Genomic DNA, 23,902 nt, shown 5'->3' with positions numbered 1-23,902 from the left:
GGACATAATAAACATACTCTTAAATATACAGGATTTAGGCCTTCTTGTTTCCGTCGCGGTCTTTATGGCGGCGGTGGCGATTTTCCTTTTTGGCGCGCTTGTTTTCTTGCCTGCGTTGCAGACCCGAAAACTGGTCGCGCAAAACCTGATAGCCGAAGGGATCGCCGATCCCCGGTCAATGCTCGGCCTTGAGCAACAGGCTAAAGTTTTGGCCCAGCGGCCGATCGAGGCGTATTTCCGGTCCGTCGAGAAAGAGCGGGACGAGCCCAATGCTCTTGAGGCGAAACTTTTTCGCGCCGGCTTTTATCAAGCAAGCGCTCCCTTGATATATACGTTGTCACGATTTGGAGCGGTTTGTGCCGGCTTCTCGTTGATGTTCGCGCTTCTGTCTCAAGTGCTGCCACCAAACTTGCCCGCGTTCATGACCCTCGCCGGATCCGCCCTGTTTGGGCTCGCTTGCATCGTCATTCCCAGCATCATGCTCGATCGCTTCGAAAATTCACAGAAGCGAATCTATCGTCGCGGCTTCCCCGATTTCATGGACATGATGATCACCTGTGCCGATGCCGGCATGAGCTTGGAAGCCGCCGTCGAACGGGTGAGCCAGGAACTGGTCGCGACCCACAAGTGGCTGGGGATACAGCTTTCGATCATGACTCTGCAGCTGCGCGCCGGTAAGCCGTTGCGGGAGGCCTTGCGTGAGCTAGCGGACCGTATCGGCCTGGACGAGGCACGGGCGTTAGCCGTGTTGTTTCGTCAATCGGAAGAACTCGGCACCAGCCTGACGGATGCGCTACGCGTATACAGCGACGAAATGCGGTCCCAGAGAATTCTCCAAGCGGAAGAGCGTGCGAACGCGCTGCCGGTCAAGATGATGATCCCCCTGGGTATTTGTATTTTCCCAGTGGTGCTAATGATCGTCCTTTTACCGGTTGTCATTCGGATGCAGGCCATTTTCAACCATTAAGCAATATGCTTTGGTCCTAATGAAACGAGTCGATGGAACCGTGGGGAACGAAATGACGGAGCCAGTACGTCTCACCGCTGCAGCCAGCGTGCTGCTTTTCGTGCTTGCCGGTTGCCAGTCGACCGATAGCAGCATGGGTGTCGTCCGTACCAACGAACCGTCGAAAGGTGATGTGACGTCCTTTGGCGATGCGTTCGACGGACTGAAGACGGTCAGCAACGTCGAATACTACGCCTCGGACCAGGCCGTGGCCGAAGCCAAGAACCAGTTCCGCGCGGAAAATTATGGCAATGCCGGCGCGCTGTTCTTCAAGGCGACACAACTGGCGCCCAATGACGGCGGCGCCTGGATGGGTTTGGCCGCTTCGTGCGACCGCATCCACCGCTTCGACCTTGCCGACCGCGCCTATGGCCGCGCGTTCAAGCTGATGGGGCCGTCGCCGGAGTACTACAACAATGTCGGCTATTCCGATCTGCTGCGCGGCAAGTTGCAGAACGCGCGCACGAACTTTCTCAAGGCTTATGAACTGGCACCAAACGATCCGACCGTAGCCAACAATCTGAAGCTGCTGTCGTCGAGCGTGCAGAACATCGAGCGCTAGCATGCTGCTTGTCGAAGCGCTGCTGTTGAAGGCCCTGGCGATCCCTCTGCTCGCGTGGATTGCGTGGTTCGACTTCACCACCCAGAAGATAACCAATCGCGACGTGTTATTGTTGCTCTGCATGGGCGCGGGGTCGCTGCTGCTGCTCTCGCTGCAGTCTGGATCGTGGTGGGACACGGGTTTCAGCGCGATTGGCGGTCTAGTGCTGTTCCTCGCGCTCTTTCCCTTCTGGGTCCTGCGCAAAATCGGCGCCGGGGACGTAAAGCTGATGGCTGTCATGCCGTTGCTGATCGGAGGAAACAGTCTCGTCGTCTTTACCGTGTTGCTCCTATTTTTCGCCGTCGCTACCGCAGTGCTTGTGAAAAACCCGTTCATGCTGCCGGCGGGAGCGTTTCGCCTCTATGTGGAGCACATGGACCGAAAAGGCGTCGTGCCATTCGGCGTGCCGATAGCGGCATCAGCGATCTGCGGAATAGTATATCTGATCTATGAAAGCCTAGTGTTGGCCAACAGCTCTGGAATCCTGGGCCAGCTCAACTAGCACCTCGTCGCTGTGTAGGTACTGTTCAGCGCGGCGGACGCGGGTCGGAAGTGAAGTGCGCCTCTTGGCGGCCCTCCCAGGCGCCGCGAGCGGGGCCGGCCCCAGCGGCACAATTCACGAAATATTACGTGAGGGAACATCCGGGCCGCCAGTTTCTTTTGACCCCCGAGGCGGCCGTTCGCCTCGATAACTCAAAGGAGAAGAAGAATGCCCAATCAAGGTGGTAGCCATGAGCAACACGTGAAAGCGGGCCAGCAAAGCCACAAGAACATGGACGACAAGAACCGTCAGCAGCAGGCGGGCGGTGGCAACCAGCGCCAGCAAGGCGACAGCTCCGGCATGCGCGGCGGAACCCATGAACAGCATGTGAAAGCCGGCGAGCAAAGCCACAAGAATCGCTAGCCAACCCGCGTGGCACAGAGCCTATCCCGAGCGCTCGGGATGGGCTTTGCATGCGTGCCGCGGGCCAAAGCCAAGCCGCCCGGTCCGGCGAAAGAGAGTCCGCCCAAAGAGAGACAGATTTGATGCCCGATCCGAGAGAACCCGACCCCAACCGCGACGTGCCCATGCCCGCTCCCAACTGGAAGCCCAGGCCGATCGGCGAACCGGAGCCGGACGGATTGCCCGGTGAGGCGCCGTTGCCCAATCCCGATGAGAATGAAGAGCCCCCCATGCATGCGGCCGGCTGACCGGATTGCGCTCGGGTCAATCCTCGTCGAAGCGGCCGCCTTCCCTTGACGGATCGCGTGAAATAGCCGCCTCCTCGATATCGTCGGGCAATGCCTCGTCGCTTTCCTGGTAGGCGTTGTCGTCGTCTTCCTCGGGCAAGTCGCCCTCAGCCTCGTCCTCCACCTCGACGTCGTCGGGAAGGATTTTCGCGCCTGCGAGCGCGTTCCAGTCCTGCTGCTCGATCGCGGGACCTTCAGTTTCCGCCGGGTCTTCCGTCTGCGCTGCGGGTTGCCTTGTCTTGCGGGGGTTCATCGTCGTTCTCCGAAATCCGGGGAGTTGCCCCGGATCGCCTGGCGCCCGGGGCAACAGCTCGCCTGCTAAAGCAATTCCAGGAAAAGTGCGTAGCGGTTTTCCGTTCGGAATTGCGCGAAAACAAAGAGTCTAGGCGGCCTGTTGCAGGGCACGTTCGTTGACACCGCCCTCGCCAAGGCTGGAAAGTGCCTTGTCGGTCGCCATCTCTTCTTCGAGAGTCTGGTTGAGGAGTTTGACCACGTCGCTCTTGCCGAGCTGTTCGGCCCAGGCGATCAGCGTGCCGTAGCGCGCGATCTCGTAGTGTTCGACGGCCTGCGCCGCCCCGACCAGCCCGGCGTCCAGCGCGGGGTCGCCCTTATAGTCCTGGAGGACTTCCGAACCCTCCTCGATGATGCCGTCGATGGCCGGACAGGTCTTGCCTCGGGCCGGCTTGTCGAGAAGCTCGAAGACCTGTTCGAGGCGGTCAACCTGGCCCTCGGTCTCCTGCAGATGTTTCTCGAACGCCGCCGAAACATCTTCGGATTCGGCGCCCTTCGCCATTTTCGGCAGCGCCTTCAGGATTTTCTTCTCGGCATAATAGATGTCCTTCAGCCCGTCGAGGAACAGGGCTTCAAGGCCCTTCGTTGCCGCTTTCTTCGCAGTCGCCATGATTGTCATCTCCGATTGTGTGAAGCCCACCTGCGGTGTAGCTGGGGCACAACTTGCTATCAGGGCGGTTGTTCCAGCGACTTCGCAAAGGGACGCCTCCGGCGCGAACTCCGTCACTCGATCTGCCGCATGGTGCACTGGCGCGGCGCCTTGTCCGGCCGCCAGCGCAACAGTTTCGTGCCATGCCGGAACCTGTCGCCGGTGACATGATCGAAGCGGACCTCGACCACCAGTTCCGGCCGCAGTGGCTCCCATTCGCCGCTGCGCTGCGTGCTCCAGCGGCTCGGCCCGCCTGGCGCTTTGCCGGTGAAGCCCGGGCCACCACGCAGCTTTTCCAGCTTGCGGGTGACACGGGCCCGGTCATCCCTGCCGATGGTCGAGGTAAAGCCGACATGGTCGAGTTTGCCGCTCTCGTCGTAGAGGCCGAGCAGGAGTGAGCCGACCTCCTTGCTGCCGCTCAGATAGCGAAATCCGCCAACCACGCAGTCGGCCGTACGCAACCGTTTGACCTTGACCATCGCGCGTTCCCCCGGCCGGTAGGGGTCGGCCAGCAATTTGGCGACCACCCCGTCGGTGGGGCCATGGCCGGCCCCTTCAAGCCAGCGCCTGGTGGCCGCCGGATCGGTCGCGCTGGGCGAGAGCCGCAAGCCGGGTTCGGCGCAATCGCGAACAAAGCCCTCGACCGCCCGGCGGCGTCGCGACAACGGCTCGCCAAGCAGGATCGTCCCGCCAGGCGCGGCCAACATGTCGAACAGGATCAGCCGGGCAGGCGTTTGCGCGCTCAGCTTGCGAATGCGACTTTCGGCCGGGTGAAGCCGCATCTGCAGCGCGTCGAAGGAAAGCTTGCCTTCGAGCTCGATGACGATCTCGCCATCGACGACGAATTCTCGGGCCTCGACCTGCCGCAGCATGGCGACAAGTTCCGGGAAGTAGCGGCCGAGAGGTTTGCCGGACTTGGCCCGCAAGTCGACATCCGTCTCGCCCTTGAAGGCGAGGCAGCGAAACCCGTCCCATTTGGGCTCGTATTGCCAAAGGCCTTCCCCTTCCGGCAGGGCATCGGCGGCCTTGGCCTCCATGGGCGGTGTGTCCAGGGGTAGGGCAAACCTGTCCGTCATTGGCTTTACCATCGCTCCCGCGGCGGCAGGTTCAGGCGCCGAGATCGATCAAAGCCACACCGAATTCGGCACGCTTGCGGCGGCGCAGGTGACCCGGCGCTTCCACCACGATGACTTCCAATGTCGGCCGAACGGTGCCTTCGAGCAGATGGCCGCCCCTGGTCGTGCCGTCCCTCAAGCCAAGCACCGCGTGGACATGAAGACTTGGCTTGCCATCATCGCCGGTCGCGACATCACCGATCGCGCTCAGAACCTCGCATTGTTCGTCGACCGGGATCTTTCGATAGCTCTTCGCCTCCAGGTCGAACCAGCCGACAGTGGCCCGTTGGAACGCGCCGATCGCGGTCAGCGACGCGCTGCCGATCTTCTGCTCGACCGCGAAGCTGGTCAGCGCCGAAAATGCTTCCTCGCCAGGGTCGAGCACCACGACAAATGTCCGCTGGCCATTGGCCTCGTTGACGAGTCGCGATTTCATGCCGGTGTTCCGATCCTCGAGGCCGTTCAGTGGGCGTGGTGTTCCGCGTTCCTCTTGCGCGTCGCCGCCGCCTTCTTTGCCGATTCGGACCGGCTCGCGGCCGATCGGGAAGCGGACGCCTTTCCGCCGCTCTTGCCGCCCTTGTGCGCTGCTGGATTACCGGTGTGCTTACCGCGCCCGGAGCCGCCTTCCTTCTTGCCGCCGCCATCGTCCTTGTTGACCGTCGCCCATGCGCGTCGCTCGGCTTCCTTGTCGGACACGCCACGCTTCTCATAGCCTTCGGCAATATGGTCGGCCTTGCGTTCCTGCTTGTCGGTGTATTTGGATTTCTCGCCTCGTGGCATGATCGTTTCTCCTTCTCGATGGAGGTTGAACGTCAAGTCGGCGCCCGGGTTCCAATGGCGGTCGGCGAACCGGCTGCTATTCCTCAGGCGCCGTCGCGGGTGCGGTGTAGCGCCGCCGAACGGCGTCGAGCACCCGTTTGCGGCTCGCTTCCGCCGAAAGCTTCCTGTCCTTTTCCGCCTCGGCGGTTTCGCGGGCGAGGTCCCTGTCCCTGATCTGCTGGCGGAACCATTTCGAATAGTCGCCCGCGCGCAGATGGAACTCCCAGGTCTTGTCGTCTATGCCTTCGGCCATCTGGGCAAAGATCATCAGATTATGGGCCCTGAGGTTCATCGCATCGTCGGGACCGCGGAAATAGAAGCTGCCGGTCTCATCGAGCTGGCCCTCGGCATATTTGCGGCTGTGGCGCTTGAGAGACTGACGAGGTTCGATCACCTTGACCGTCATGAGTTTCTTGCGCAGCTGCGGCCGCCAGAACAGAACCCGGTCGCCCTTGGGTGTGGGAATGTTCTTCGGCGGCTCGATGCCGGTCTCATGGCAGAAGGTCTTCACCACGTCCTTCGCCTTCGGGCCAAGGGCGATGACGGCCGTAACCAGGCGCAGGGCGTCGGTCGAAATCGCCTCGGGATGGACGGTGATCAGGATCGTGCCCGGCAGTTCCAGGGAGAGCACGGAGCGCGTGTCGTCGCGCCGCTTCGGAAGAAGATGGTGCGCTTCGTCGATGACCAGCCAATGCGGTCTTGCGGTGCGGCGGCGGAAGCTGCCAAGGCCAGGCAGCAGATCGGCAAAGAAGTCAGGCCGTTCATCGACACGCAGCGCCAGCCCGTTGACGACGACATTGCTGTCGGCCTTGGCGATCAAATCCAGCACTTGCGCCTTTGTCGGCGCGCTCGACCCGTCCCCCAGCCGAACCGCATCCTCGAGGCCATCATAGTCGCCCTCGGGGTCGAAGACGCAAAACTGAAATCGGCTCTCGACAAAGCGTTCCGTCAGCGCGGTGGCCAGGGTGGATTTGCCGATGCCCGAACTGCCGGCGATGAGCACGCTTTCGATCGGCGACAGATAGATGTCGTCGCCACCGGCCGATCCGAGAACAATGCCGTCATGACGCTTTGCCACTATCCCATGGTCACGCTCGATCAGCTTGGCGATCAATTCCTCGACGCCTTTGCCGCGTGCGCCGCGCGTGACCAGGTTTGCAGTGCCTTTGACTGCGGGAATGGCATTGTCGACCGCAACGCTGCAGCCGCAGGCCTGCAGAAAGGCATGATCATTCTCGGCGTCGCCGATACCCACCACATTGTGCGGCGACAGATGAAGGTCCTCGAGTGCGGCCGCCAGCCCGGTGGCTTTGTTGACGCCGCTCGGCAGGACCATCACCGCGCCCTTGTTGAAGATGATTTCGAGCTCGAGCCCCATCTTCTTGATGACTTCGAGCACGGTCGCCTGATGTGGCTCCCAGGTGGCGACGATCGATTGTCCCACCGAAAGCGGCTTCACCCCCTGTTTTTTCAGTCTGGCGACGAATTTGGGCTCCGGCGACGGCGAGATCACCCGCTCCTCCTCGCTCGCCGGGGTGTAGATCAGGGCGCCGTTCTCGGCGACGACCTTGTCGAACAGGCGGACGTCGGGAAATACGCGCTTGAGGTCGGGCAACTCGCGTCCGGTGACCAGAAGCAGTTTGCGGCCGCTTTTCTTGAACCGCTCCAGCGCGGCCAGCGTCTTCTTGGAGACAGCCCCGTCATGCGCGAGCGTCCCGTCATAGTCGGTCGCCAAGGCAATGAAATACATTGCGATGACCTCAGTAGCCGCCGACGATCGGCAGGATTTCGCCGGTGATGTAACTCGAGCAATGCGGGGAAGCGAGGAACACATAGGCCGGAGCCAGTTCCTCCGGTTGTGCCGGCCGTTTCATCGGCGTGTCCGCGCCGAATTTCGAGACGTCGCCTGCTTCCTTGTCCGATGGATTGAGCGGCGTCCACACCGGGCCAGGCGCGACCGCGTTCACCCTGATACCCTTGGCGATGAGGTTGCCCGAAAGCGCACGCGTGAAGGCGTGGATGCCGCCCTTGGTCATCGAATAGTCGACCAGTTGCTTCGAGCCGTCTATGCCGGTAACCGAACCGGTGTTGACGATCGCCGAGCCCGGCTTCATGTGCGGCACCGCTTCCTGTGCCATATGGAAATAGCCGTAGAGATTGGTCTTCAGCGTGGTGTCGAAATGGTCTTCGGTCAGGTCGCTGAAGTCGCTTGAATGGATCTGGAAGGCGGCGTTGTTGACCAGCACGTCGATGCGGCCGAAGGTTTCGACCGCGGCCGCCACGGCTTTTTGGCAATCCCGGCGTTCGCTGACGTCGGCCTTGATCAGAATGCAGCGTCGCCCTTCTTTTTCGACGGCGGATCTTGTCTCTTCGGCGTCCCTGTCCTCGGCCAGGTAGACGATCGCGATATCGGCGCCTTCGCGGGCGAACAATACCGCCACCGCGCGACCGATGCCGGAATCGCCGCCTGTGACGAGAGCCACCTTCCCTTCGAGTTTCCTTGATCCGAGATAGTAGGGTGCATCGTAGAGCGGGGCAGGTTCGACCGCCGCCTCATGCCCGGGTTTCGCCTGATGTTGCTTGGGGAAGGGCGGCTCGGGATAGACGCGCGCGCCTGCCTGCATGGCATGCTGCGCCTTGCCGTTGCTCTTCGATTTGTCCTTGGCATCGATGCCACGCTGGATATGGCGCTGCTTGGCGGCTTCACCGGCGGTCTGGGATTTCGTCTCCATGGTCGTCTCCTCGGTTGAAGAAAGTTCAACGCGCGGCAGACCAAAAGGTTTGCGCGACGCTAAAGCGCGTCAGTCTTTGACATAGGCGCCGGGCTGGCGCCCGATCTTGGGGACTTCGCGTCCTTCGAATGTTCGGAGCCCGCGCCGGATGCCTTCCCTTTTGCGGGGCCGGGCGTCGCCTGGCCAGGTGGGTTCCGTCCTTCGGACTGATGTGTTTCTCCACTTGTCTGATCCGCCGGTCGCGTGAGGCCCATTCCGCCTGCCGGCGGCTTGTTGCCGGCCGCATCGAGCGAGAAATCATCGCTCGGATCCGGGCCGGTCCTCGCGGGATATTTCCGCGCGCCGGTTTCATATTCGGTCTTGTCGCGTGCCATGGCTTCCTCCGTGCTTGCCTGAACGGAAACAGCCGCCGGGCGATCCGGTTCCGAACAAAGGGTGATGGCCATCCCTTTTCGCCAATAGTCGCATCGGCTGCCAGGATATGCGGGCTACCGATTTCGATGGCGATGGCCGACGCCGATCGAACCTGGCCCGACATCCAAAGCCCAATCCGTCGAGGTTGCCGTGGTCCCAGCCGATGCCGTAGACAAGCGGCGGTGAATCAACATTGGTGGAGAAGAAACCCATGTCGGACCGGATGAAAATCATCTCCGCAGCCAGGTCGCATGGCGGCGTGCAGGGCGTCTATTCCCACCCTTCGGATGTCTGTGCCTGCGACATGACTTTTGCCGTCTTCGTGCCGCCGCAGGCCCGCGAAAGACCTTGCCCTGTCGTATGGTATCTCTCCGGCCTTACCTGCACCCACGCCAATGTCATGGACAAGGGGGAGTACAGGCGCATGGCCGCCGAGCTCGGCCTGGTCGTCGTCTGTCCCGACACCAGCCCCCGAGGCACCGATATTCCCGACGAGAAGGACAATTGGCAGTTCGGCAGCGGCGCCGGTTTCTATGTCGACGCTACGCAGGAACCCTATGCCAGTAATTATCGCATGTATTCCTATGTCACCGAGGAATTGCCGGCGCTGATCGCGCGGGAGTTTCCGGCCGACATGACGCGTCAGGCGATCTTCGGCCACTCGATGGGTGGACATGGCGCATTGACCATCGCGCTGAAGAATCCCGAACGCTTCAAGAGCTGCTCGGCCTTCGCGCCGATCGTGCAACCCAGCACCGCCGGCTGGTCGAAGCCGGCCTTCGAAAAATATCTCGGTGCGGACGAGAAATCATGGCGAGGCTACGATGCCACCTTGCTCATCGAGGATGGTCACCGCTTCCCGGAGCTTTTCGTCGACCAAGGGACATCGGATGGATTTCTCGATGACGGGTTGAGGCCCTGGCTGCTGGAAACGGCATGCGCCAAGGCCGGCATTGCGCTGACGCTGCGCATGCAGGACGGCTACGATCACTCGTATTTCTTCATTTCGACATTCATGGACGACCATCTGAGATGGCACGCCCGAAGATTGTCTGATCCTGAAGCCGGAGCATAGCGGCGGGCTCTTCTCGTCAAAGGCCGAACCGGTCCTTCACCCGACCCGAAAGGATCGCCGCCTTGACGCCAAGCGGCCAGAAGCGATGGAACCGGATTGGCTTGAGCCCTGATATCGGCATCGGGAAGGGAGTGGTCGCATCGCCGCGAAGGCGATTTGCTAGCGCATTGCCCCATCGCCGAGGCCGTGGCGACGCCACGACCGTTGTAGCCAAGGCAGATCAGGATGCTGTCTTCCGGCTCGTGAACATGCGGGAGATGGTATTGGTGATCGCGACCCGGCCATTCCAGCCATGGCCGCCATTCGTGCCCGACGCCGCCCAGCCAGGCTGATGGGCCTCGAGCAGGCAGACGTCGTCGCCAGCTTCAGCCAGATGCAAGGCGGCGGATAGGCCCGTGAAGCCGCCGCCAACGATGGCGACCCTCGCCCGCTGCGCGCCGGCAAGGGCGGGGTAAGTGCCGGTACCGCCGGCCGTTTCGCGAAAGAGGCTCCTGGGCGGGCTGCTTTCCAGCATATGACGGGCTCTCACGATAGGGCGGCGGGCTTGACGGGCAACCGGCTTTCAATTGCCTGATATCCGGCACGCGCGGCAGACCCAGACTTTTTTGTCGGGTACGCCAGGAAATTCTGCATGGCTTTCGGAAATCACAGCTTTGGACATGTTGGTCTTCCCCATCGCCGGACGGCTATTGTCTTGGACAAACCTCGAACAATCGTCGCCCGTGGCATCTCGTACGGGAGAGCCAACTATGCGATCGCGCTTGCGACGGATAACGTCCCCCCAATCTTATTCAAGGCAAATTTGTATATGCTTGTATATGTAAGTTGATCTGATAGTCTCTATGCCACGCAACCGGAGCGGCCAAGGAGGATCATATGCGCAACGCTACTCTTTTCGACCTCTCGGGCAGGAAGGCGCTTATCACCGGCGCCAGCCGTGGCATTGGGCGCAGCATCGCCGAGGCGCTGAGCGCGGCCGGCGCCGACGTCGCGATCACGGCGCGCAGCCTGGACTCGCTTGATGAGACGGCGGCGGCCATCCGCGCGGCCGGCGGAGTCGCGCATGTCATTGCCCTTGACGTGACCGATGTCGGCCAGTGCCGCGCGGCTGCCGCCGAGGCAGTCCACCTGCTTGGTGGCCTCGACATTCTCGTCAACAACGCCGGGGTGGAAGAGGTCCGGCCCTCGCTCGATGTCGACGAGGCGCTGTGGGACCGGATTGTCGACACCAACCTCAAGGGGGCGTTCTTCTGCGCCCAGGCGGCGGCGCGGCAGATGCGGGACGCCGGCCGGCCTGGCGCCATCATCAACCTGTGCTCGTTGACTTCAGACGTCGGCATTCCAACGGCGGTGCCGTACGGCTCGTCGAAGTCTGGCCTGCTCGGCATGACTCGGGCGCTGGCAGCGGAATGGGCGGAGCTTGGCATCCGGGTCAACGCCATCGCCCCGGGCTATTTCAGGACGGCGATGACGGAGGTGTTCTACGACAACGAGGCGTGGCGGCAATCCATGCTCGCCAAGATCCCGCAGCATCGTTTCGGCGATCTGCGCGACCTGCACGGCGTCGCTGTGTTCCTCGCCTCGGATGCGGCAGCCTACATAACCGGCCAGTCCATTCCCGTGGATGGCGGTTTCCTTGCATCGATCTGAGGCGGCGGGCCCGGGTTCGAGAACAAAGTCTTCCGCAATGTGACCGGCCGGCACATTGCGTTTCAACAGAAGGGAATACCATGTCCGACATCAGCTTCCACGATCTGTCATCCCTCGATGCCACCCGGCGGGCCGGTCTGCTGAAACGCGCCGAAGGCGATTTGTCGGTCTTCGTCGAAAAAGTCCGCCCTATCATCCAGGCGGTAAAGGATGAGGGCGACGCCGCCCTGATCCGGTTCGCCAGGGACTTCGACAAGGCCAATGTGGCCGAAGGCGAATTGAAAGTGTCGGAAGCGGAGTTCGACGCGGCCTTCGACAAGGTCGAGAAGGATGTCGTCGAGAGCATCGGGTTCGGCATCGAAAACATCCGGCATTTTCATGAAGAGCAGAAGCCGGAAACCATGTGGCTCAAGGAAGTTCGGCCGGGCGCCTATGCCGGCGACCGATATACGCCGATCGCATCGGTCGCGCTCTACGTGCCGCGCGGCAAGGGCGCATTTCCGTCGGTGACCATGATGACGTCGGTTCCGGCTGTCATTGCCGGCGTGCCGCGGATTGCGATCGTGACGCCACCGACAGCGGACGGTTCCGTGGATGCGGCCACGCTTGTCGCTGCTCGTCTCGCCGGGGTGAACACCGTCTACAAATGCGGTGGCGCGCAAGCCGTTGCCGCCGTCGCCTACGGCACCGAGACGGTGAACCCGGCGCTCAAGATCGTCGGCCCCGGCAGCCCCTGGGTGGTGGCGGCCAAGAGCGTACTGTCCTCGATCATTAACACGGGCCTGCCTGCCGGGCCGTCCGAAGCCATCATCTTTGCCGACGACAGCGTCGATGGAGGCCTCGCCGCGCTCGATCTGCTGATCGAGGCCGAGCACGGGCCGGATTCCTCGGCCTATCTGGTGACGCACAGCCGCAAGGTTGCCGAGGCGGCACTTGCTGCACTTCCCGACCACTGGTCGCGGATGACCGAGCAGCGCGTGGAATTCTCGCGCGCGGTGCTGACGGGAGAGCGCGGCGGCATCGTGCTGACCGCGTCGCTGGAAGAAAGCTATCGCTTCATCAACGACTACGCGCCCGAACATCTGGAAATCCTGTCGAAGGAGCCGTTCGCGCATCTCGGGCACATCACCGAGGCGGCCGAAATCCTCATGGGTCCGCATACGCCGGTGACCCTTGCCAACTTCGTCCTCGGGCCGAATGCCGTGCTGCCGACCAGCCGCTGGGCGCGAACCTATGGGCCGCTTTCGGTGACGGATTTCGTCAAGCGCTCGTCGGTCGGCTACGTCACCTCCGCCGCCTATCCGGAGTTGGCGCTGCACGCCCGCAGGCTCGCCCGCTACGAGGGCTTCAGCTCGCACGAAAACGCGGTCTCGGAAATCCGCGACCGCTATCTAGCCGGTTGAAGAAAGTCGATCGCGATGAAGGCGGCACGACTTTATGGACCGGGCGATCTGCGCGTCGAGGACATCGCCGCGCCGGGCGTTCCGGATGCGGGCTGGGTTAAGCTCAGGGTCGATGCCGCCGGCATCTGCGGTTCGGACTTGCATAATTTCCGCACCGGCCAATGGATAAGCCAATCGCCCTCGACGGCGGGCCATGAACTGACCGGCACGGTGATCGCGCTGGGCGAAGGCGTCGATGCCGTCGCCCTCGGCGACAGGGTGGTTGCCGATTCCCGTTTCTGGTGCGGGGATTGCGCGCAATGCCGTGCAGGCAGGCGGCATCTCTGCACCTCGCTGGGCTTCATCGGCGAAATCTGCGATGGCGGCTTTGCCGAACAGGCGGTGTTGCCCGCACGTCTGCTGCATGTGATCGACGCCGGTCTTGACGAACGGGTCGCTGCCATGGCCGAGCCGCTCGCGGTCGCGCTGCACGCGGTGCGGCGTCTGCCGAAGATGGCGGGCGCGGTGCTTGTCGTCGGTTGCGGCCCGATCGGTGGTCTTGCCGCGCTGCTGCTCTCCCGAACCTTCGCCGGCACCGTGCTTGTCGCCGACCGTAACCAGGCACGTTGTGCCCGCGTGGCGCGGGTGACCGGCGCCACCATCGTCGATCTCGACCGCGATGCCATTGCAGCCGCGACCGCCAATGCCCCGCTGCTGGCGGCCGTCGAGGCGACCGGCAGCATCGCGGCATTCAACCAGTTGCTCGGCGTTCTCGATCCCGGCGGCGCGGTGGCGATGGTCGGCATCTTCCATGGCCGGCTCGACATCGACCCCAATGTTCTGGTCGAACGCGAGATCGCATTGCTGGGATGTCATGCCTTCGCCGACGAATTGCCCGAGGCCGTGCGGATGCTGGGTGAACTGAGTGAACCGCTGCTGGCCCTGGTCGACCGTGAGATCGGCCTGGCCGACATTCCAGCCGCCTATGAGCGGCTGCTGGCCGGGCAGAGCGATGGCTTGAAAACAATCATCCGCATGCGGCAACCTGCCGGAAAGGATTTTTGAAATGATCGATTTGCCCGATACGGCGAGCCCCCTTTACGAGAAGGTGAAGGACTACATCCTGACCAACATCGGGACGGGCAAATGGGGCAAGGATCGCAAGCTGCCGTCCGAGAACGAGCTGGTGGTTTCGCTGGGTGTGTCGCGGATGACGGTTCACCGGGCTCTGCGGGAACTGACCGCTGCGGGATTCCTGATCCGGCTGCAAGGTGTCGGCACGTTCATCGCGCCACCCCGGCCACAGTCGACGCTGATCGAGATCAACAACATCGCCGCCGAGATCGTCGAGCGCGGCAACAGGCATCGCTCCGAAGTCCTCGTCCTCGAAACCATCATGCCGACCAAGGAACTGGCGCTGTCGTTCGACTTTGCGAAGCGGGTTTCGATCTTTCACTCCGTCGTCGTCAATTTCGAGAACGACCTGCCGGTGCAGCTGGAGGAGCGCTTCGTCAATCCGGGCCTGATCCCCGACTATGACAAGCAGGACTTCACCAAGACGGCGACCTACGACTACCTCATGCAGAAGACCCCGGTAACCGAGGTCGAGCATATCATCTCCGCCATCCCGGCCGACAAGGAGACGGCGCAGCATCTCGGCATCGATGTCGGCAGTTGCTGCCTTCTCCTGCATCGCCGGACATGGACGGGGGCAGTCGTGGCCACGATCAGCAAGCTGACCTATGCCGGCAGCCGTTACTCGCTGGGCAGCCGCTACTCGCCTTCCAGGACAAGCTGAAGTCGACGAGCCAATGCAAGCCGAGGTTTCACGGCGACAGGAAAAGTCCTGATCGCAGCATTGCTCGCCAATCCACCGGCAGCATGCCGCGACGCTCGAGTTCCAACCGCAAGGGATGGTCGAGCCAGATGGCGAAACCGACCGGATGACCGGTTTTTCTCGATCTGATCGGATCCTGAAAGCATGAGTAGTCGGGCTGGGCACTCGCCGGATCAATGCAAAATTTGAGTCACCCCAACTTGTATATGCATGTATGTATTTCCGCCTTGACATCCGCTGCCGCTGACGCTGAAATATGTCAGCGCTTCAACCATGAAGTGGCGGGCAAGACGCCGAGGCACAGTGCCGCAAGAGCAGAACCCCGCAGTCTCACCAGACCGGATGCCTGGGTAAAAAAGCGGTCTGATCATCAAGGGGAACGAAAGATGACGCTCAATCTAGCAGGACAATTTCGTGCATTGGTGATGGCCATTGCCGTCGGGCTCACCGCCGCCCCGGCGGCCCACGCGGCCGATGCGAGCATTCCCACGACGCCCGAGGCCGGATCGTTCAAGATCGGCATCGAGCCCTGGCTTGGATATGGCCAGTGGCATGTCGCCGAGGCCAAGGGCCTGTTCAAGACGAACGGCCTGTCGGACGTCCAGATTGTCAATTTCGCCGAGGACAAGGATATCAACGCCGCGCTCGCAAGCGGCCAGCTCGACGCCGCCAACATCGCCACTCACACAGCGATGGGCATGGTTGCGGCCGGCCTGCCGGTGAAGATCGTGCTGCTGCTCGATGTCTCCATGACGGCCGACGCCATCGTCGCCGGCAAGGACGTCACCTCCATCGCCGATCTCAAGGGCAAGCAGGTCGCCTTCGAGGAAGGTACGACGAGCGACATCCTGCTCAAATACGCGCTCGCCAGGAACGGCATGTCGGTCGCCGATATCCAGCCGGTTCCGATGCCTGCCGCCGACGCCGGCAGCGCCTTGATCGCGGGCCAGGTGCCGGTCGCAGTCACCTACGAGCCGTACCTCACTGTCGCCATGGCGCAGAACAAGGACATCAAGCTGCTGTTCACCGCCGGCGAGGATCCCGGCCTGATCAGCGACGTGCTGGTGGTGCGCGACGAGGTGATCAAGTCACGGCCCGGGCAGGTGCTGGCGATGATCAAGAGCTGGGACGCCGCGCTCAAGGACTACAAAGCCGACACCTCGGGCGGTCGCGCCATCATCGCCAAGGCCGTCGGTTCCGACGTCAAGGACCTCAACACCGCCTTCGACGGCGTGCGCTACTACTCCCTGGCCGAAAACAAGACGGCGCTCACCGGCGACTTCACCACCAAGACATTCGCCGATGTCGAAGCGGCGGCCAAGAATGCCAAGCTGCTTCAGGCCGATGTGACGCCGGAGCAGATGATCGACCCGGCCTTCGTCAAGGCGGCGCAATGACGAGATCCGGATCGCGGTGGTAGCGCAGATGTCCGGGAAGCCTCCCGCGAAAACCGGTTTGGCCCGCCCGGCGCCGGCGCCCGCCGCGAAACCGGCGAGGCGTCGCCGATCCTCCGGGATCGGCGTGCCGATCGCCCGGTCGCGTTTCCTGGCGATAGCGGTGGCCGTCTTCGTCGGCCTGGGGCTCGCCTGGTGGGCGGCGACCGGGCTGGGGTGGGTGAAGCCCATCTTCCTGCCGTCGCCGGGCAGCGTCGCGACCCAGATCGCCAAGCTCGCGGCCGACGGCACCTTGTGGCTGGACCTCAGGGCCTCGATGTACCGCATTTCCATCGGCTTTCTCCTGGCCTCGGCACTGTCCATCCCGATCGGCGTGCTGATCGGCAGTTTCCGCTCCTGGGAGGCGGCCATCGAACCGCTGGTGGATTTCATCCGCTATATGCCGGTTGTCGCCTTCGTGCCGCTCTCCATCCTGTGGGCCGGTACCGGCGATACCCAGAAATTCCTGATCATCTTCATCGGCACCTTCTTCCAGCAGGTGCTGATGGTCATGGACAATGTGAAACGGGTTCCTACCGACTTTATCGGCCTGGGGCGTACGCTCGGCTTGCCGGACCGCAAGATCCTGACGCGCATCGTCGTGCCCAGCGCCTTGCCGGGCATCTGGGACACGCTGCGCATCAGCCTCGGCTGGGCATGGACCTGGCTGGTTCTGGCCGAGCTCGTCGCGGCGACATCCGGTCTGGGCTATCGCATCACCGTGTCGCAGCGCTATTTCCAGACGAACACCATCATCGGCTACATCCTGCTGCTGGGCGTACTCGGCCTCATCACCGACCAGGTCATGAAGGCATTGGAGAAGGTGCTGTTCCGGCAGGAAGGCCACCCGCAATGAGGAACCGCCGATGACTGTTCCAAAATTGCGCATCGCGGGTCTCGACAAGAGCTTCGGCACCGGCGAGCGGCGCGCACAAGTGCTGCGGGACATCAATCTCGACCTTGCCGACAACGAGTTCGTCTCCCTCGTCGGCACGTCGGGCTGCGGCAAGAGCACGCTGCTGTCGATCGTGGCGGGGCTGCAGGATTTCGACGCCGGTGATCTCAGCATCGATGGCGCGCCGATCCTGCAACCGGGTCTCGACCGTGGTGTCGTCTTCCAGTCCTATACGCTGCTTCCCTGGCTGACGGCGCGGCAGAACATCGAGTTCGCCCTCAAGGCTGCCGGCTATGATCGCGCCGCCTGCCGCGAGATCGCGCTCGAGCATCTCGACCTCGTCAAGCTGTCGCAGAGTGCCGATCGCTTCCCGTCCGAACTGTCGGGCGGCATGAAACAGCGCGTCGCCATCGCGCGCGCTCTCTCCTATCGGCCGAAGATGCTGCTGATGGATGAGCCCTTCGGCGCGCTCGATGCCTTGACCCGGCACCAGATGCAGGAGCTCCTGACCCAGATCTGGGAAGAGCATCGTCTCACCGTGCTCTTCGTCACGCATGACGTCGAGGAGGCCGTCTACCTCTCGGATCGCATCGTCGTCATGGGGATCGGCCCGGGACGCATCATGCAGACCTTCAATGTCGACATTGAGCGTCCGCGCCGGGAAGAGGTGATGGAGACCCCCGCCTTCATGGATTTGCAGCGCGGCGTGCACAAGGCGATCCGCGAGGCGTCAAGACGCCCCGAAATGGCGTAAATGCAACCTTCGTTGGCTTCACCTGCGGTCAGGAATCAGGGGCCGTGGGGACTGCATATCTCGAGCGTCCATGCGATGGTTCCGCAAAAGTCGCCGGCATACCCACGGTAACTGCCGTAGCCATTGTAGTAGCTGCCCATCCAGTCGCTGTTGTCGGTCGAATTGTCAGCGATCCAACCGCTACCGGCCCAACCGTAACGGTGTCCGCGTCCGCGGTTAGCGGCGTGCGTATGGCCATTATGGACGGTGGTGACGCGGACATAGTGGTGCCTGACAACGGCGGCATCGGCGACTGTGGCAAACGGGACAGCGCTCGTCGCCAACGTCAACACGATGGAACAGAGAAATACGCTTGGCTTTCTCATGAGCATGTCTCCTTTTCATTCGAGACATATCGAAAAGAACGCGCGCCTCGATGCACATGTTCCTTCACGAAATCGGGACGCCGTTCGCTGAAACGGGCAGTGTCTCGTCCGCGTCACCTCGGGTGCCGGTCAAGATTTGTTGACTTCCCGCGATCTGGAAAAGACTACCGCTCGTCTATTTGTCGGATCATAAGACCGCCTGCGATCAGGCCCGGCTGGCCGGTAAGGCAATCTTGCCTTTGAATCGGGATGCGCCACTTTGGCCAGAGCCTATAAGCCAGCTGTATGACGGAATTGACCAGAGCATTGGAACAGCCCCAATTTGCCACCGAGCGCGACCCGAGGCTCAGGCTGATCATCCCGATCATTGTCGCCATCGCGTTTTTGATGGAGCAGCTCGATTCCACCATCATCACCACCGCGATCCCGGCAATAGCGCAAAGCCTCGACACGACGCCGGTCCGGCTGAACCTTGCGATCACCACCTATATCCTGACGCTCGCCGTGTTCATTCCCGTCAGCGGCTGGTTTGCCGACAGGTTCGGCGCACGCAGGGTGTTCGCGCTGGCGCTTTTCACCTTCACCCTGGGCTCGGCACTGTGCGGCGTGGCCGACAGTTTCGGCATGCTGCTGGCGATGCGTGCCTTGCAGGGGCTTGGCGGCGCCATGATGACGCCGGTCGGCCGGCTGATCTTGCTGCGCAGCTTTCCGCGCAGCGGCCTGATCACCGCCATGACCTACACGACCCTGCCGGCCATCATGGGGCCGATCATCGGGCCGCTGCTGGGCGGCCTGCTCACCACCTATGCGTCGTGGCGCTGGATATTCTATGTCAACGTGCCGTTCGGCTGCCTGGGGATCCTGGCCGCGCTGCGCTTCGTCGACGACTTCCATGGCGAGGCGGTGCAACGTTTCGATGTCCCGGGATTCCTGATGGTGGGCGTCGGCGTGGCGCTCCTGCAGTTCGGGCTGGAAAACATCGGCCGGCCGATCATTCCCGGGTCTGCGACGGTGCTGGTGCTGGCCGCGGCATTCCTGCTGCTGCTTGCCTTCGGGCGCTATGCGCGCCGCGTCGTCGCGCCGGCTGTCGACTTGACGTTGTTTCGGTTCCGCTCGTTCTGGGTCGGCACGCTGGCGGGCGGCCTGTGCCGCGTCGGTCTCAACGGCGTGCCTTTCCTGGTGCCGCTGATGCTGCAGGTCGGCTTCGGCATGAGCCCGGTCACATCGGGCTCGCTGACATTCGTCGGCAGTTTCGGGGCGCTGCTCATGCGGCCGCTGCTGTCGCCGCTCCTGCGGCGCTTCGGCTTCGGTGTCGTGCTGATCGGCAGCGCGGTCGTCGGCTCAGCCACCGTGGCGGGCTTTGCCCTGATGGGGCCCGGTACGCCGCATTGGTTGATCGGTTTCTATGTCTTCCTGTTCGGCATCGTCCGCTCGGCGCAGTTCATGACCTCCAATACCTTGTCCTACGCCGATCTGCCGGCCGACAAGCTCAGCCGCGCCACCAGCCTCGGCGGTGTGCTGCAGCAACTCAGCGTATCGCTCGGCGTTTCGATCGCCGCGATGCTGCTGGGCCTGATCGCGGGCGAAAGCCACGTCCTGACGCCGGAACGCTTTCACCAGGTGTTCCTGCTGACCGCGATCATCCCGCTGCTCTCCATTCCCGGATTTCTGTACCTGCGCGCCGAAGACGGCGTGCAGGTCAGCGGCCACGTCAGGCGATCCGGCAAATAGGTCCTGTCGGAGGCAGCAGGCGATCCGTCCGTTCGCACGCTGCCGGCACCGGCTCACGTCGCTTTGCCGACCGAAGCGTCCATTCCCATCTGTTCCTCGGAAATGTCGTCGAAGGAAGCGTAGTTCATGTTGTAGAGGCGGGCGTAAAGACCTTTCCTCTTCATCAGCTGTTCATGGTTGCCGCTTTCGACGATCTCGCCATTCTGCAGCACGATGATGCGGTCGGCGCCGCGGATGGTGGCCAGGCGATGCGCGATGACCAGTCCGGTGCGGCCCTCCAGCAGCTTTATCAGCGCCTTCTGGATCAGCATCTCGGTGTAGGAATCGATGCTGGCGGTGGCTTCGTCGAGCACGAGGATCTTGGCGTCGGCCACCAGGGCCCGCGCGAAACTTATCAGCTGGCGCTGGCCGAGCGAGAGATTGCCGCCGCGTTGCTCGAGCTCGGTGTCGTAGCCGTCGGGCAGGTTCTCGATGAAGTCGTGCGCGCCGACGGCCTGTGCTGCGCGCACCACTTCTTCGCGGCTGGCGCCGGTCCTGTGATAGCGGATATTCTCAAGCACGGTGCCGGAGAACAGGAACGGCTCCTGCAGCACCATGGCCACCTGGTCGCCGAGCGAATCCTGCGTCAGGTCGCGCACATCATGGCCGCCGACCAGGACCTCGCCCGACCAGACATCGTAGAAGCGGTGCACCAGCGCCATCGAGCTCGACTTGCCCGATCCGGTGGGGCCGACAAGCGCGACCGTTTCGCCCGGATTGACGCGGAAGGAGATGTTCTTCAGCACCGGCTGGTTCGGCCGGTAGCCGAAAGTGACGTTCCTGAACTCGACCGAACCATCCATATCGCGCGACAGTGCCACCGCATTTTCCTTGTCGCTGACATCAACGGGTACGTCGAGCACTTCGGAGATGCGCTGACCCGAAGCCATGGCGCGCTGCATGACGCTGTACTGCATGGTGAGTGAGCGGATCGGGTCGAAGAAGCGCTGGATGTAGAACAGGAATGCCACCATGACGCCGATGTCGAGGCTATGCGACAGCACCATCGACCCGCCGACGACGATGACTGTCGCCATGGCGATGCCGGTCAACGTGTCGACGATCGGCACCATCACCTGCGCGTATCTCGCCGACCGCAGATGGGCGTTGAGATTGGCCAGTACCTTCTCGTCATAGAGGTCGAAATTGACGTGCTGGCGCTCCAGGCTCTGCACGGTGCGCACGCCATGGATGCCCTCGGCAAGCGCGCCGTTGGCGATGGAGTTGGTCTCATGGGCGGCCATGAAGGCGACCTTGGCGCGCGGCAGCCAGAACAGGCGCACGATGAACAGCATCGGCATTGTCGACAGCGTCAGCAGCCCGAGCCGGAAATCGAGCCACAAAAGGACTGTGACGATGCCGAACAACAGCACGATGTCGCCCACCGACATCACTGACGTTTCGAGGAATTCCTGCATCGAATTGACATCGCCCTGCAGGCGCGACATCAGCCGGCCGACCTCGGTCCTGTCCATGAAGCCTAGAGAGACCCGTTGCAAATGACTGAACATGGCGCGACGCAGGTCGGACAGCACGTTCTCGGCCACCTTGCCGACGACGCTCTCCTGGACATGGCTGGCGGCGTAGTTGATGAGGATGATCATGGCGAAAGCGACGATCGCGGAGATCATCACCGAACGGTCGAGCCTGCCTGGCGCCATGCCGTGATCGATGGCGTAGCGGATGACCAGCGGGATCGCCAGTTGCGTGAGCGTGAACACCAGCACGGCGGCGACCGAGATGAAAATCCGGCCCTGATAGGGTCTGACGAAGCTCCAGATGCGCCTAACGATGCGCGGATCGTAGGCCTTGCCGAAGACCTCTTCCTCATCGCGATGCGAGCCGACGACCGCCTTGGTCGGACGCCCGCTTTTGTCTTCCTTCTCGTCGTCGTTCTGCGTCGACATCAGGCGGCTCCCTCGAGCCGATCGTCGTCCGGCCGCAGCTGCAGGTCGTAAAGCGCGCGGTAGCGTCCGCCGAGCGCCAGCAATTCCTCATGCGTGCCGCGTTCCACGATGCGGCCGCTCTCGACGAACAGGATCTGGTCGGCATGCATCAGCGAACTCAGCCGGTGCGAGATGACGAGCGTCACGCGATCCCTGGCGAAGCGCCTCATCGCCGCCCGGATCCGCTGCTCTGTGCCGGCGTCGACGGCCGCGGTGGAATCGTCGAAGACAAGCACCGATGGCCGCAGCATCAGGCTGCGCGCGATGGTCAGGCGCTGCCGCTGGCCGCCGGAAAGCGACGCACCGCGTTCGCCCACGACCGTGGTGTAGCCGGCCGGAAGCCCGATGATGTAGTTGTGCAGCTGGGCATACTCGGCAGCTTGACCGATGCGGGTCTCGCGCGCCCAGGGATTGCCATAGGCGATGTTGTTCTCGATCGAGGTGGTGAACAGGAATGCGTCCTGCTGGACGACGCCGACTGCCTTGCGCAAAGATTGCAGCGTGACCTTGCGGATGTCCTGTCCGTCTATGGTGATCGCGCCCGAGGTCACGTCGTAGAAGCGTGGGATCAGATGCGCGATGGTCGACTTGCCGCTGCCTGGCGGACCGACGATGCCGACGGTCTCGCCAGGCCTGGCTTCGAAGGAAACGCCGGAAAGCGTTGGGCGCTCGCCCGCACCCTCGTAGCGGAAGCCGACATTGTCGAAGCGCAGCACGCCGTCGGTTATGACCAGATCTTTGGCATCGGGCGCGTCCTCGATGTCGAGCTCCGCATCGAGCAGTTCGAACAGCCGCGTGCCGCAGGTTGAGGCGCGCGCGAAGGAGTTGACCATCAGGCCGAGCTGGCGCACCGGCATCTGCAATATGGTCATGAAGGTGAGGAACTGGGCCAGCGTGCCGACGCTGATCTGGCCCGCGATCACCTTCTGGCCGCCGAACCAGAGTACCAGGCCCATGGCGGCCAGGAACGAGAAATTCATGGCGCTGGTGTTGGAGACGCGGATGTCGACGCGCTCATTGGCGAGGTCCAGCGCATCCTGTTTGGCGCGGTCGAATTTTGCCAGCTCATGCCGCTGTGCCGCGAAGGCGCGCACGACACGAATGCCGCCGAGATTCTCATCCATCACCCGGCTCAGCACCGACAGCCGCTCCTGCAGCGTCAGCCAGGTGCTGCGCAGTCGGAGCTGCGTCACCGAGGAGCGCCAGGCGACGAATGGTACGAAGCTGAGGCTCAACAACCCGAGCACAAGGTCGGTGCTGATCAACAGATAGGCGCCGACGCCGATCAGCACGCCAAGCAGCACCACGCGCAGGATGCCCGTGGAAAAGAACATGCGCACGCCGTCGAGATCGAGCAGCCCGAGCGTGATGAGATCGCCCGTATGGACCTTGTCGTGGAAGGAAAAGCTCAGTCGCTGGATCTTCTCGTAGAAGGCGAGCCGAAGCTCATAGCCGGTCTGATGGCCGACGGCCTCGCCATAGTAGTTCTGCGCCATGGTGAAGAGGCCGCGCAGGATGCTGACGAGCAGCAGCGTCAGCGCGGTATTCCATAGCGCCTGCTCGGCCGCAGTGCCGGCACCCGCCGCCATTACGCCTTGAGCCTGATCGATAGCGCGGCCCAAGAGGCGCGGAATGAAGAGCTGCAGCGTCGCGGCGACAAAGGTCGAGACGAGGGTGATGGCAACCTGCCAGGGATGGCGCAGCGTCATGCGCACGATGCGCAGCAAGGTGCTGAGGCCCTTGCCCCAGGAGGCTTCGGCCACATGGGCAAATGATTTGCCGCGCTTGGCCGCGCTGGTTGCATCCGTGTGCAAGGAAATACCCAGACCAATCCGGACATTAGCCCGAACGAATGTAGCAGACTCAATCAGATAGCGCGATTTTACGCGCGTCCGGCTGGCCCGTTCAAGGGGCCAATGGCGCCATCGCACTGTACCT

General features: G+C 62.7%; 25 protein-coding genes. 14 read left to right on the top strand and 11 right to left on the bottom strand.

The features are described 5' to 3' along the window. The first annotated feature begins 64 nt into the window (after positions 1–64). The 5 genes from FJW08_RS00590 (at position 65) to FJW08_RS00570 (ending at position 2,798) form a co-directional block, all read left to right on the top strand. Positions 65–967 carry a type II secretion system F family protein gene (locus FJW08_RS00590; protein ID WP_246682127.1) on the top strand — a complete coding sequence of 301 codons (903 nt, stop codon included), beginning with the start codon at positions 65–67 and terminating at the stop codon, positions 965–967. A 52-nt stretch (positions 968–1,019) separates the two neighbouring features. Beyond that, positions 1,020–1,568 (top strand): tetratricopeptide repeat protein, encoded by a 549-nt coding sequence (locus FJW08_RS00585; RefSeq protein ID WP_140808059.1) that lies wholly within the window; start codon positions 1,020–1,022, stop codon positions 1,566–1,568. A gap of 1 nt (position 1,569) precedes the next feature. Next, a complete protein-coding gene (locus tag FJW08_RS00580) occupies positions 1,570–2,109 on the top strand; it encodes a prepilin peptidase (protein WP_140808057.1) in 540 nt (179 codons plus the stop codon). A gap of 207 nt (positions 2,110–2,316) precedes the next feature. Next, positions 2,317–2,511 carry a hypothetical protein gene (locus FJW08_RS00575; RefSeq protein WP_140808055.1) on the top strand — a complete coding sequence of 65 codons (195 nt, stop codon included), beginning with the start codon at positions 2,317–2,319 and terminating at the stop codon, positions 2,509–2,511. A 122-nt stretch (positions 2,512–2,633) separates the two neighbouring features. Next, positions 2,634–2,798 (top strand): hypothetical protein, encoded by a 165-nt coding sequence (locus tag FJW08_RS00570; protein WP_140808053.1) that lies wholly within the window; start codon positions 2,634–2,636, stop codon positions 2,796–2,798. Positions 2,799–2,814: 16 nt separating this feature from the next. Here FJW08_RS00570 and FJW08_RS00565 read toward each other — a convergent pair whose 3' ends face one another. From FJW08_RS00565 to FJW08_RS00535, 7 genes are all read right to left on the bottom strand, one after another. Next, entirely contained in the window at positions 2,815–3,090 is a 276-nt protein-coding gene (locus FJW08_RS00565) for a hypothetical protein (protein ID WP_140808051.1), read from the bottom strand. 129 nt (positions 3,091–3,219) lie between these two features. After that, positions 3,220–3,738 carry a ferritin-like domain-containing protein gene (locus FJW08_RS00560; RefSeq protein WP_140808049.1) on the bottom strand — a complete coding sequence of 173 codons (519 nt, stop codon included), beginning with the start codon at positions 3,736–3,738 and terminating at the stop codon, positions 3,220–3,222. A gap of 113 nt (positions 3,739–3,851) precedes the next feature. After that, on the bottom strand, positions 3,852–4,853 hold the full coding sequence (locus FJW08_RS00555) for an ATP-dependent DNA ligase (RefSeq protein ID WP_140808047.1): 1,002 nt from the start codon (positions 4,851–4,853) through the stop codon (positions 3,852–3,854). Between the two features lie 31 nt (positions 4,854–4,884). Beyond that, positions 4,885–5,328, bottom strand: coding sequence for a PPC domain-containing DNA-binding protein (locus tag FJW08_RS00550; protein ID WP_140808045.1), 444 nt, complete (start codon positions 5,326–5,328; stop codon positions 4,885–4,887). Between the two features lie 26 nt (positions 5,329–5,354). After that, on the bottom strand, positions 5,355–5,672 hold the full coding sequence (locus FJW08_RS00545) for a hypothetical protein (protein ID WP_027042484.1): 318 nt from the start codon (positions 5,670–5,672) through the stop codon (positions 5,355–5,357). Positions 5,673–5,748: 76 nt separating this feature from the next. Beyond that, positions 5,749–7,461, bottom strand: a complete 1,713-nt coding sequence (locus tag FJW08_RS00540; RefSeq protein ID WP_140808043.1) for an HAD-IIB family hydrolase — start codon at positions 7,459–7,461, stop codon at positions 5,749–5,751. A gap of 10 nt (positions 7,462–7,471) precedes the next feature. After that, the gene (locus tag FJW08_RS00535; protein WP_140808041.1) at positions 7,472–8,443 is read right to left on the bottom strand and encodes an SDR family oxidoreductase; all 972 of its coding nucleotides are present in this window, start codon (positions 8,441–8,443) and stop codon (positions 7,472–7,474) included. A 625-nt stretch (positions 8,444–9,068) separates the two neighbouring features. Here FJW08_RS00535 and fghA point away from each other — a divergent pair. Continuing rightward, positions 9,069–9,932, top strand: coding sequence for an S-formylglutathione hydrolase (fghA, locus tag FJW08_RS00525; RefSeq protein ID WP_181182797.1), 864 nt, complete (start codon positions 9,069–9,071; stop codon positions 9,930–9,932). Between the two features lie 220 nt (positions 9,933–10,152). On the opposite strand, the gene FJW08_RS32790 is transcribed toward fghA, so the two are convergent. Further along, positions 10,153–10,446, bottom strand: a complete 294-nt coding sequence (locus FJW08_RS32790) for an FAD-binding oxidoreductase (RefSeq protein WP_321575705.1) — start codon at positions 10,444–10,446, stop codon at positions 10,153–10,155. A gap of 362 nt (positions 10,447–10,808) precedes the next feature. Between FJW08_RS32790 and FJW08_RS00515 the strand changes: the two genes are divergently transcribed. The 7 genes from FJW08_RS00515 to FJW08_RS00485 all read left to right on the top strand — a co-directional run bounded on the left by FJW08_RS00515 (position 10,809) and on the right by FJW08_RS00485 (position 17,883). Continuing rightward, positions 10,809–11,582, top strand: coding sequence for a glucose 1-dehydrogenase (locus FJW08_RS00515; RefSeq protein WP_140757800.1), 774 nt, complete (start codon positions 10,809–10,811; stop codon positions 11,580–11,582). 80 nt (positions 11,583–11,662) lie between these two features. Beyond that, on the top strand, positions 11,663–12,985 hold the full coding sequence (gene hisD, locus FJW08_RS00510; protein WP_140808039.1) for a histidinol dehydrogenase: 1,323 nt from the start codon (positions 11,663–11,665) through the stop codon (positions 12,983–12,985). Between the two features lie 15 nt (positions 12,986–13,000). Further along, positions 13,001–14,029 (top strand): zinc-binding dehydrogenase, encoded by a 1,029-nt coding sequence (locus FJW08_RS00505; protein WP_140808037.1) that lies wholly within the window; start codon positions 13,001–13,003, stop codon positions 14,027–14,029. A gap of 1 nt (position 14,030) precedes the next feature. Next, complete coding sequence (gene hutC / locus FJW08_RS00500) at positions 14,031–14,762, top strand: histidine utilization repressor (protein WP_140808035.1); 732 nt, start codon at positions 14,031–14,033, stop codon at positions 14,760–14,762. 425 nt (positions 14,763–15,187) lie between these two features. Continuing rightward, entirely contained in the window at positions 15,188–16,198 is a 1,011-nt protein-coding gene (locus FJW08_RS00495; protein WP_140808033.1) for an ABC transporter substrate-binding protein, read from the top strand. 124 nt (positions 16,199–16,322) lie between these two features. After that, positions 16,323–17,090 (top strand): ABC transporter permease, encoded by a 768-nt coding sequence (locus FJW08_RS00490; protein ID WP_181182796.1) that lies wholly within the window; start codon positions 16,323–16,325, stop codon positions 17,088–17,090. A 10-nt stretch (positions 17,091–17,100) separates the two neighbouring features. Further along, the gene (locus FJW08_RS00485) at positions 17,101–17,883 is read left to right on the top strand and encodes an ABC transporter ATP-binding protein (protein ID WP_140808029.1); all 783 of its coding nucleotides are present in this window, start codon (positions 17,101–17,103) and stop codon (positions 17,881–17,883) included. 35 nt (positions 17,884–17,918) lie between these two features. Here the strand turns inward: FJW08_RS00485 and FJW08_RS00480 are convergent, their stop codons facing one another. Then, positions 17,919–18,248 carry a hypothetical protein gene (locus FJW08_RS00480; RefSeq protein ID WP_140808027.1) on the bottom strand — a complete coding sequence of 110 codons (330 nt, stop codon included), beginning with the start codon at positions 18,246–18,248 and terminating at the stop codon, positions 17,919–17,921. 306 nt (positions 18,249–18,554) lie between these two features. Here FJW08_RS00480 and FJW08_RS00475 point away from each other — a divergent pair, with 306 nt between their 5' ends. Beyond that, positions 18,555–19,979, top strand: a complete 1,425-nt coding sequence (locus FJW08_RS00475; RefSeq protein ID WP_224614695.1) for a DHA2 family efflux MFS transporter permease subunit — start codon at positions 18,555–18,557, stop codon at positions 19,977–19,979. Between the two features lie 53 nt (positions 19,980–20,032). Here the strand turns inward: FJW08_RS00475 and FJW08_RS00470 are convergent, their stop codons facing one another. Further along, positions 20,033–21,925 (bottom strand): ABC transporter ATP-binding protein, encoded by a 1,893-nt coding sequence (locus tag FJW08_RS00470; protein WP_140808023.1) that lies wholly within the window; start codon positions 21,923–21,925, stop codon positions 20,033–20,035. After that, the gene (locus tag FJW08_RS00465; protein WP_140757790.1) at positions 21,925–23,778 is read right to left on the bottom strand and encodes an ABC transporter ATP-binding protein; all 1,854 of its coding nucleotides are present in this window, start codon (positions 23,776–23,778) and stop codon (positions 21,925–21,927) included. The genes FJW08_RS00470 and FJW08_RS00465 overlap by 1 nt, the downstream gene beginning before the upstream one ends. Positions 23,779–23,902 lie beyond the last annotated feature (124 nt).

This window comes from Mesorhizobium sp. B3-2-1 (assembly GCF_006439515.1).
In the GTDB taxonomy this organism is placed as follows: domain Bacteria; phylum Pseudomonadota; class Alphaproteobacteria; order Rhizobiales; family Rhizobiaceae; genus Mesorhizobium.
The sequence above is the reverse complement of the archived record's forward strand: the minus strand, read 5'-3'. Positions and strand labels throughout refer to the sequence as shown.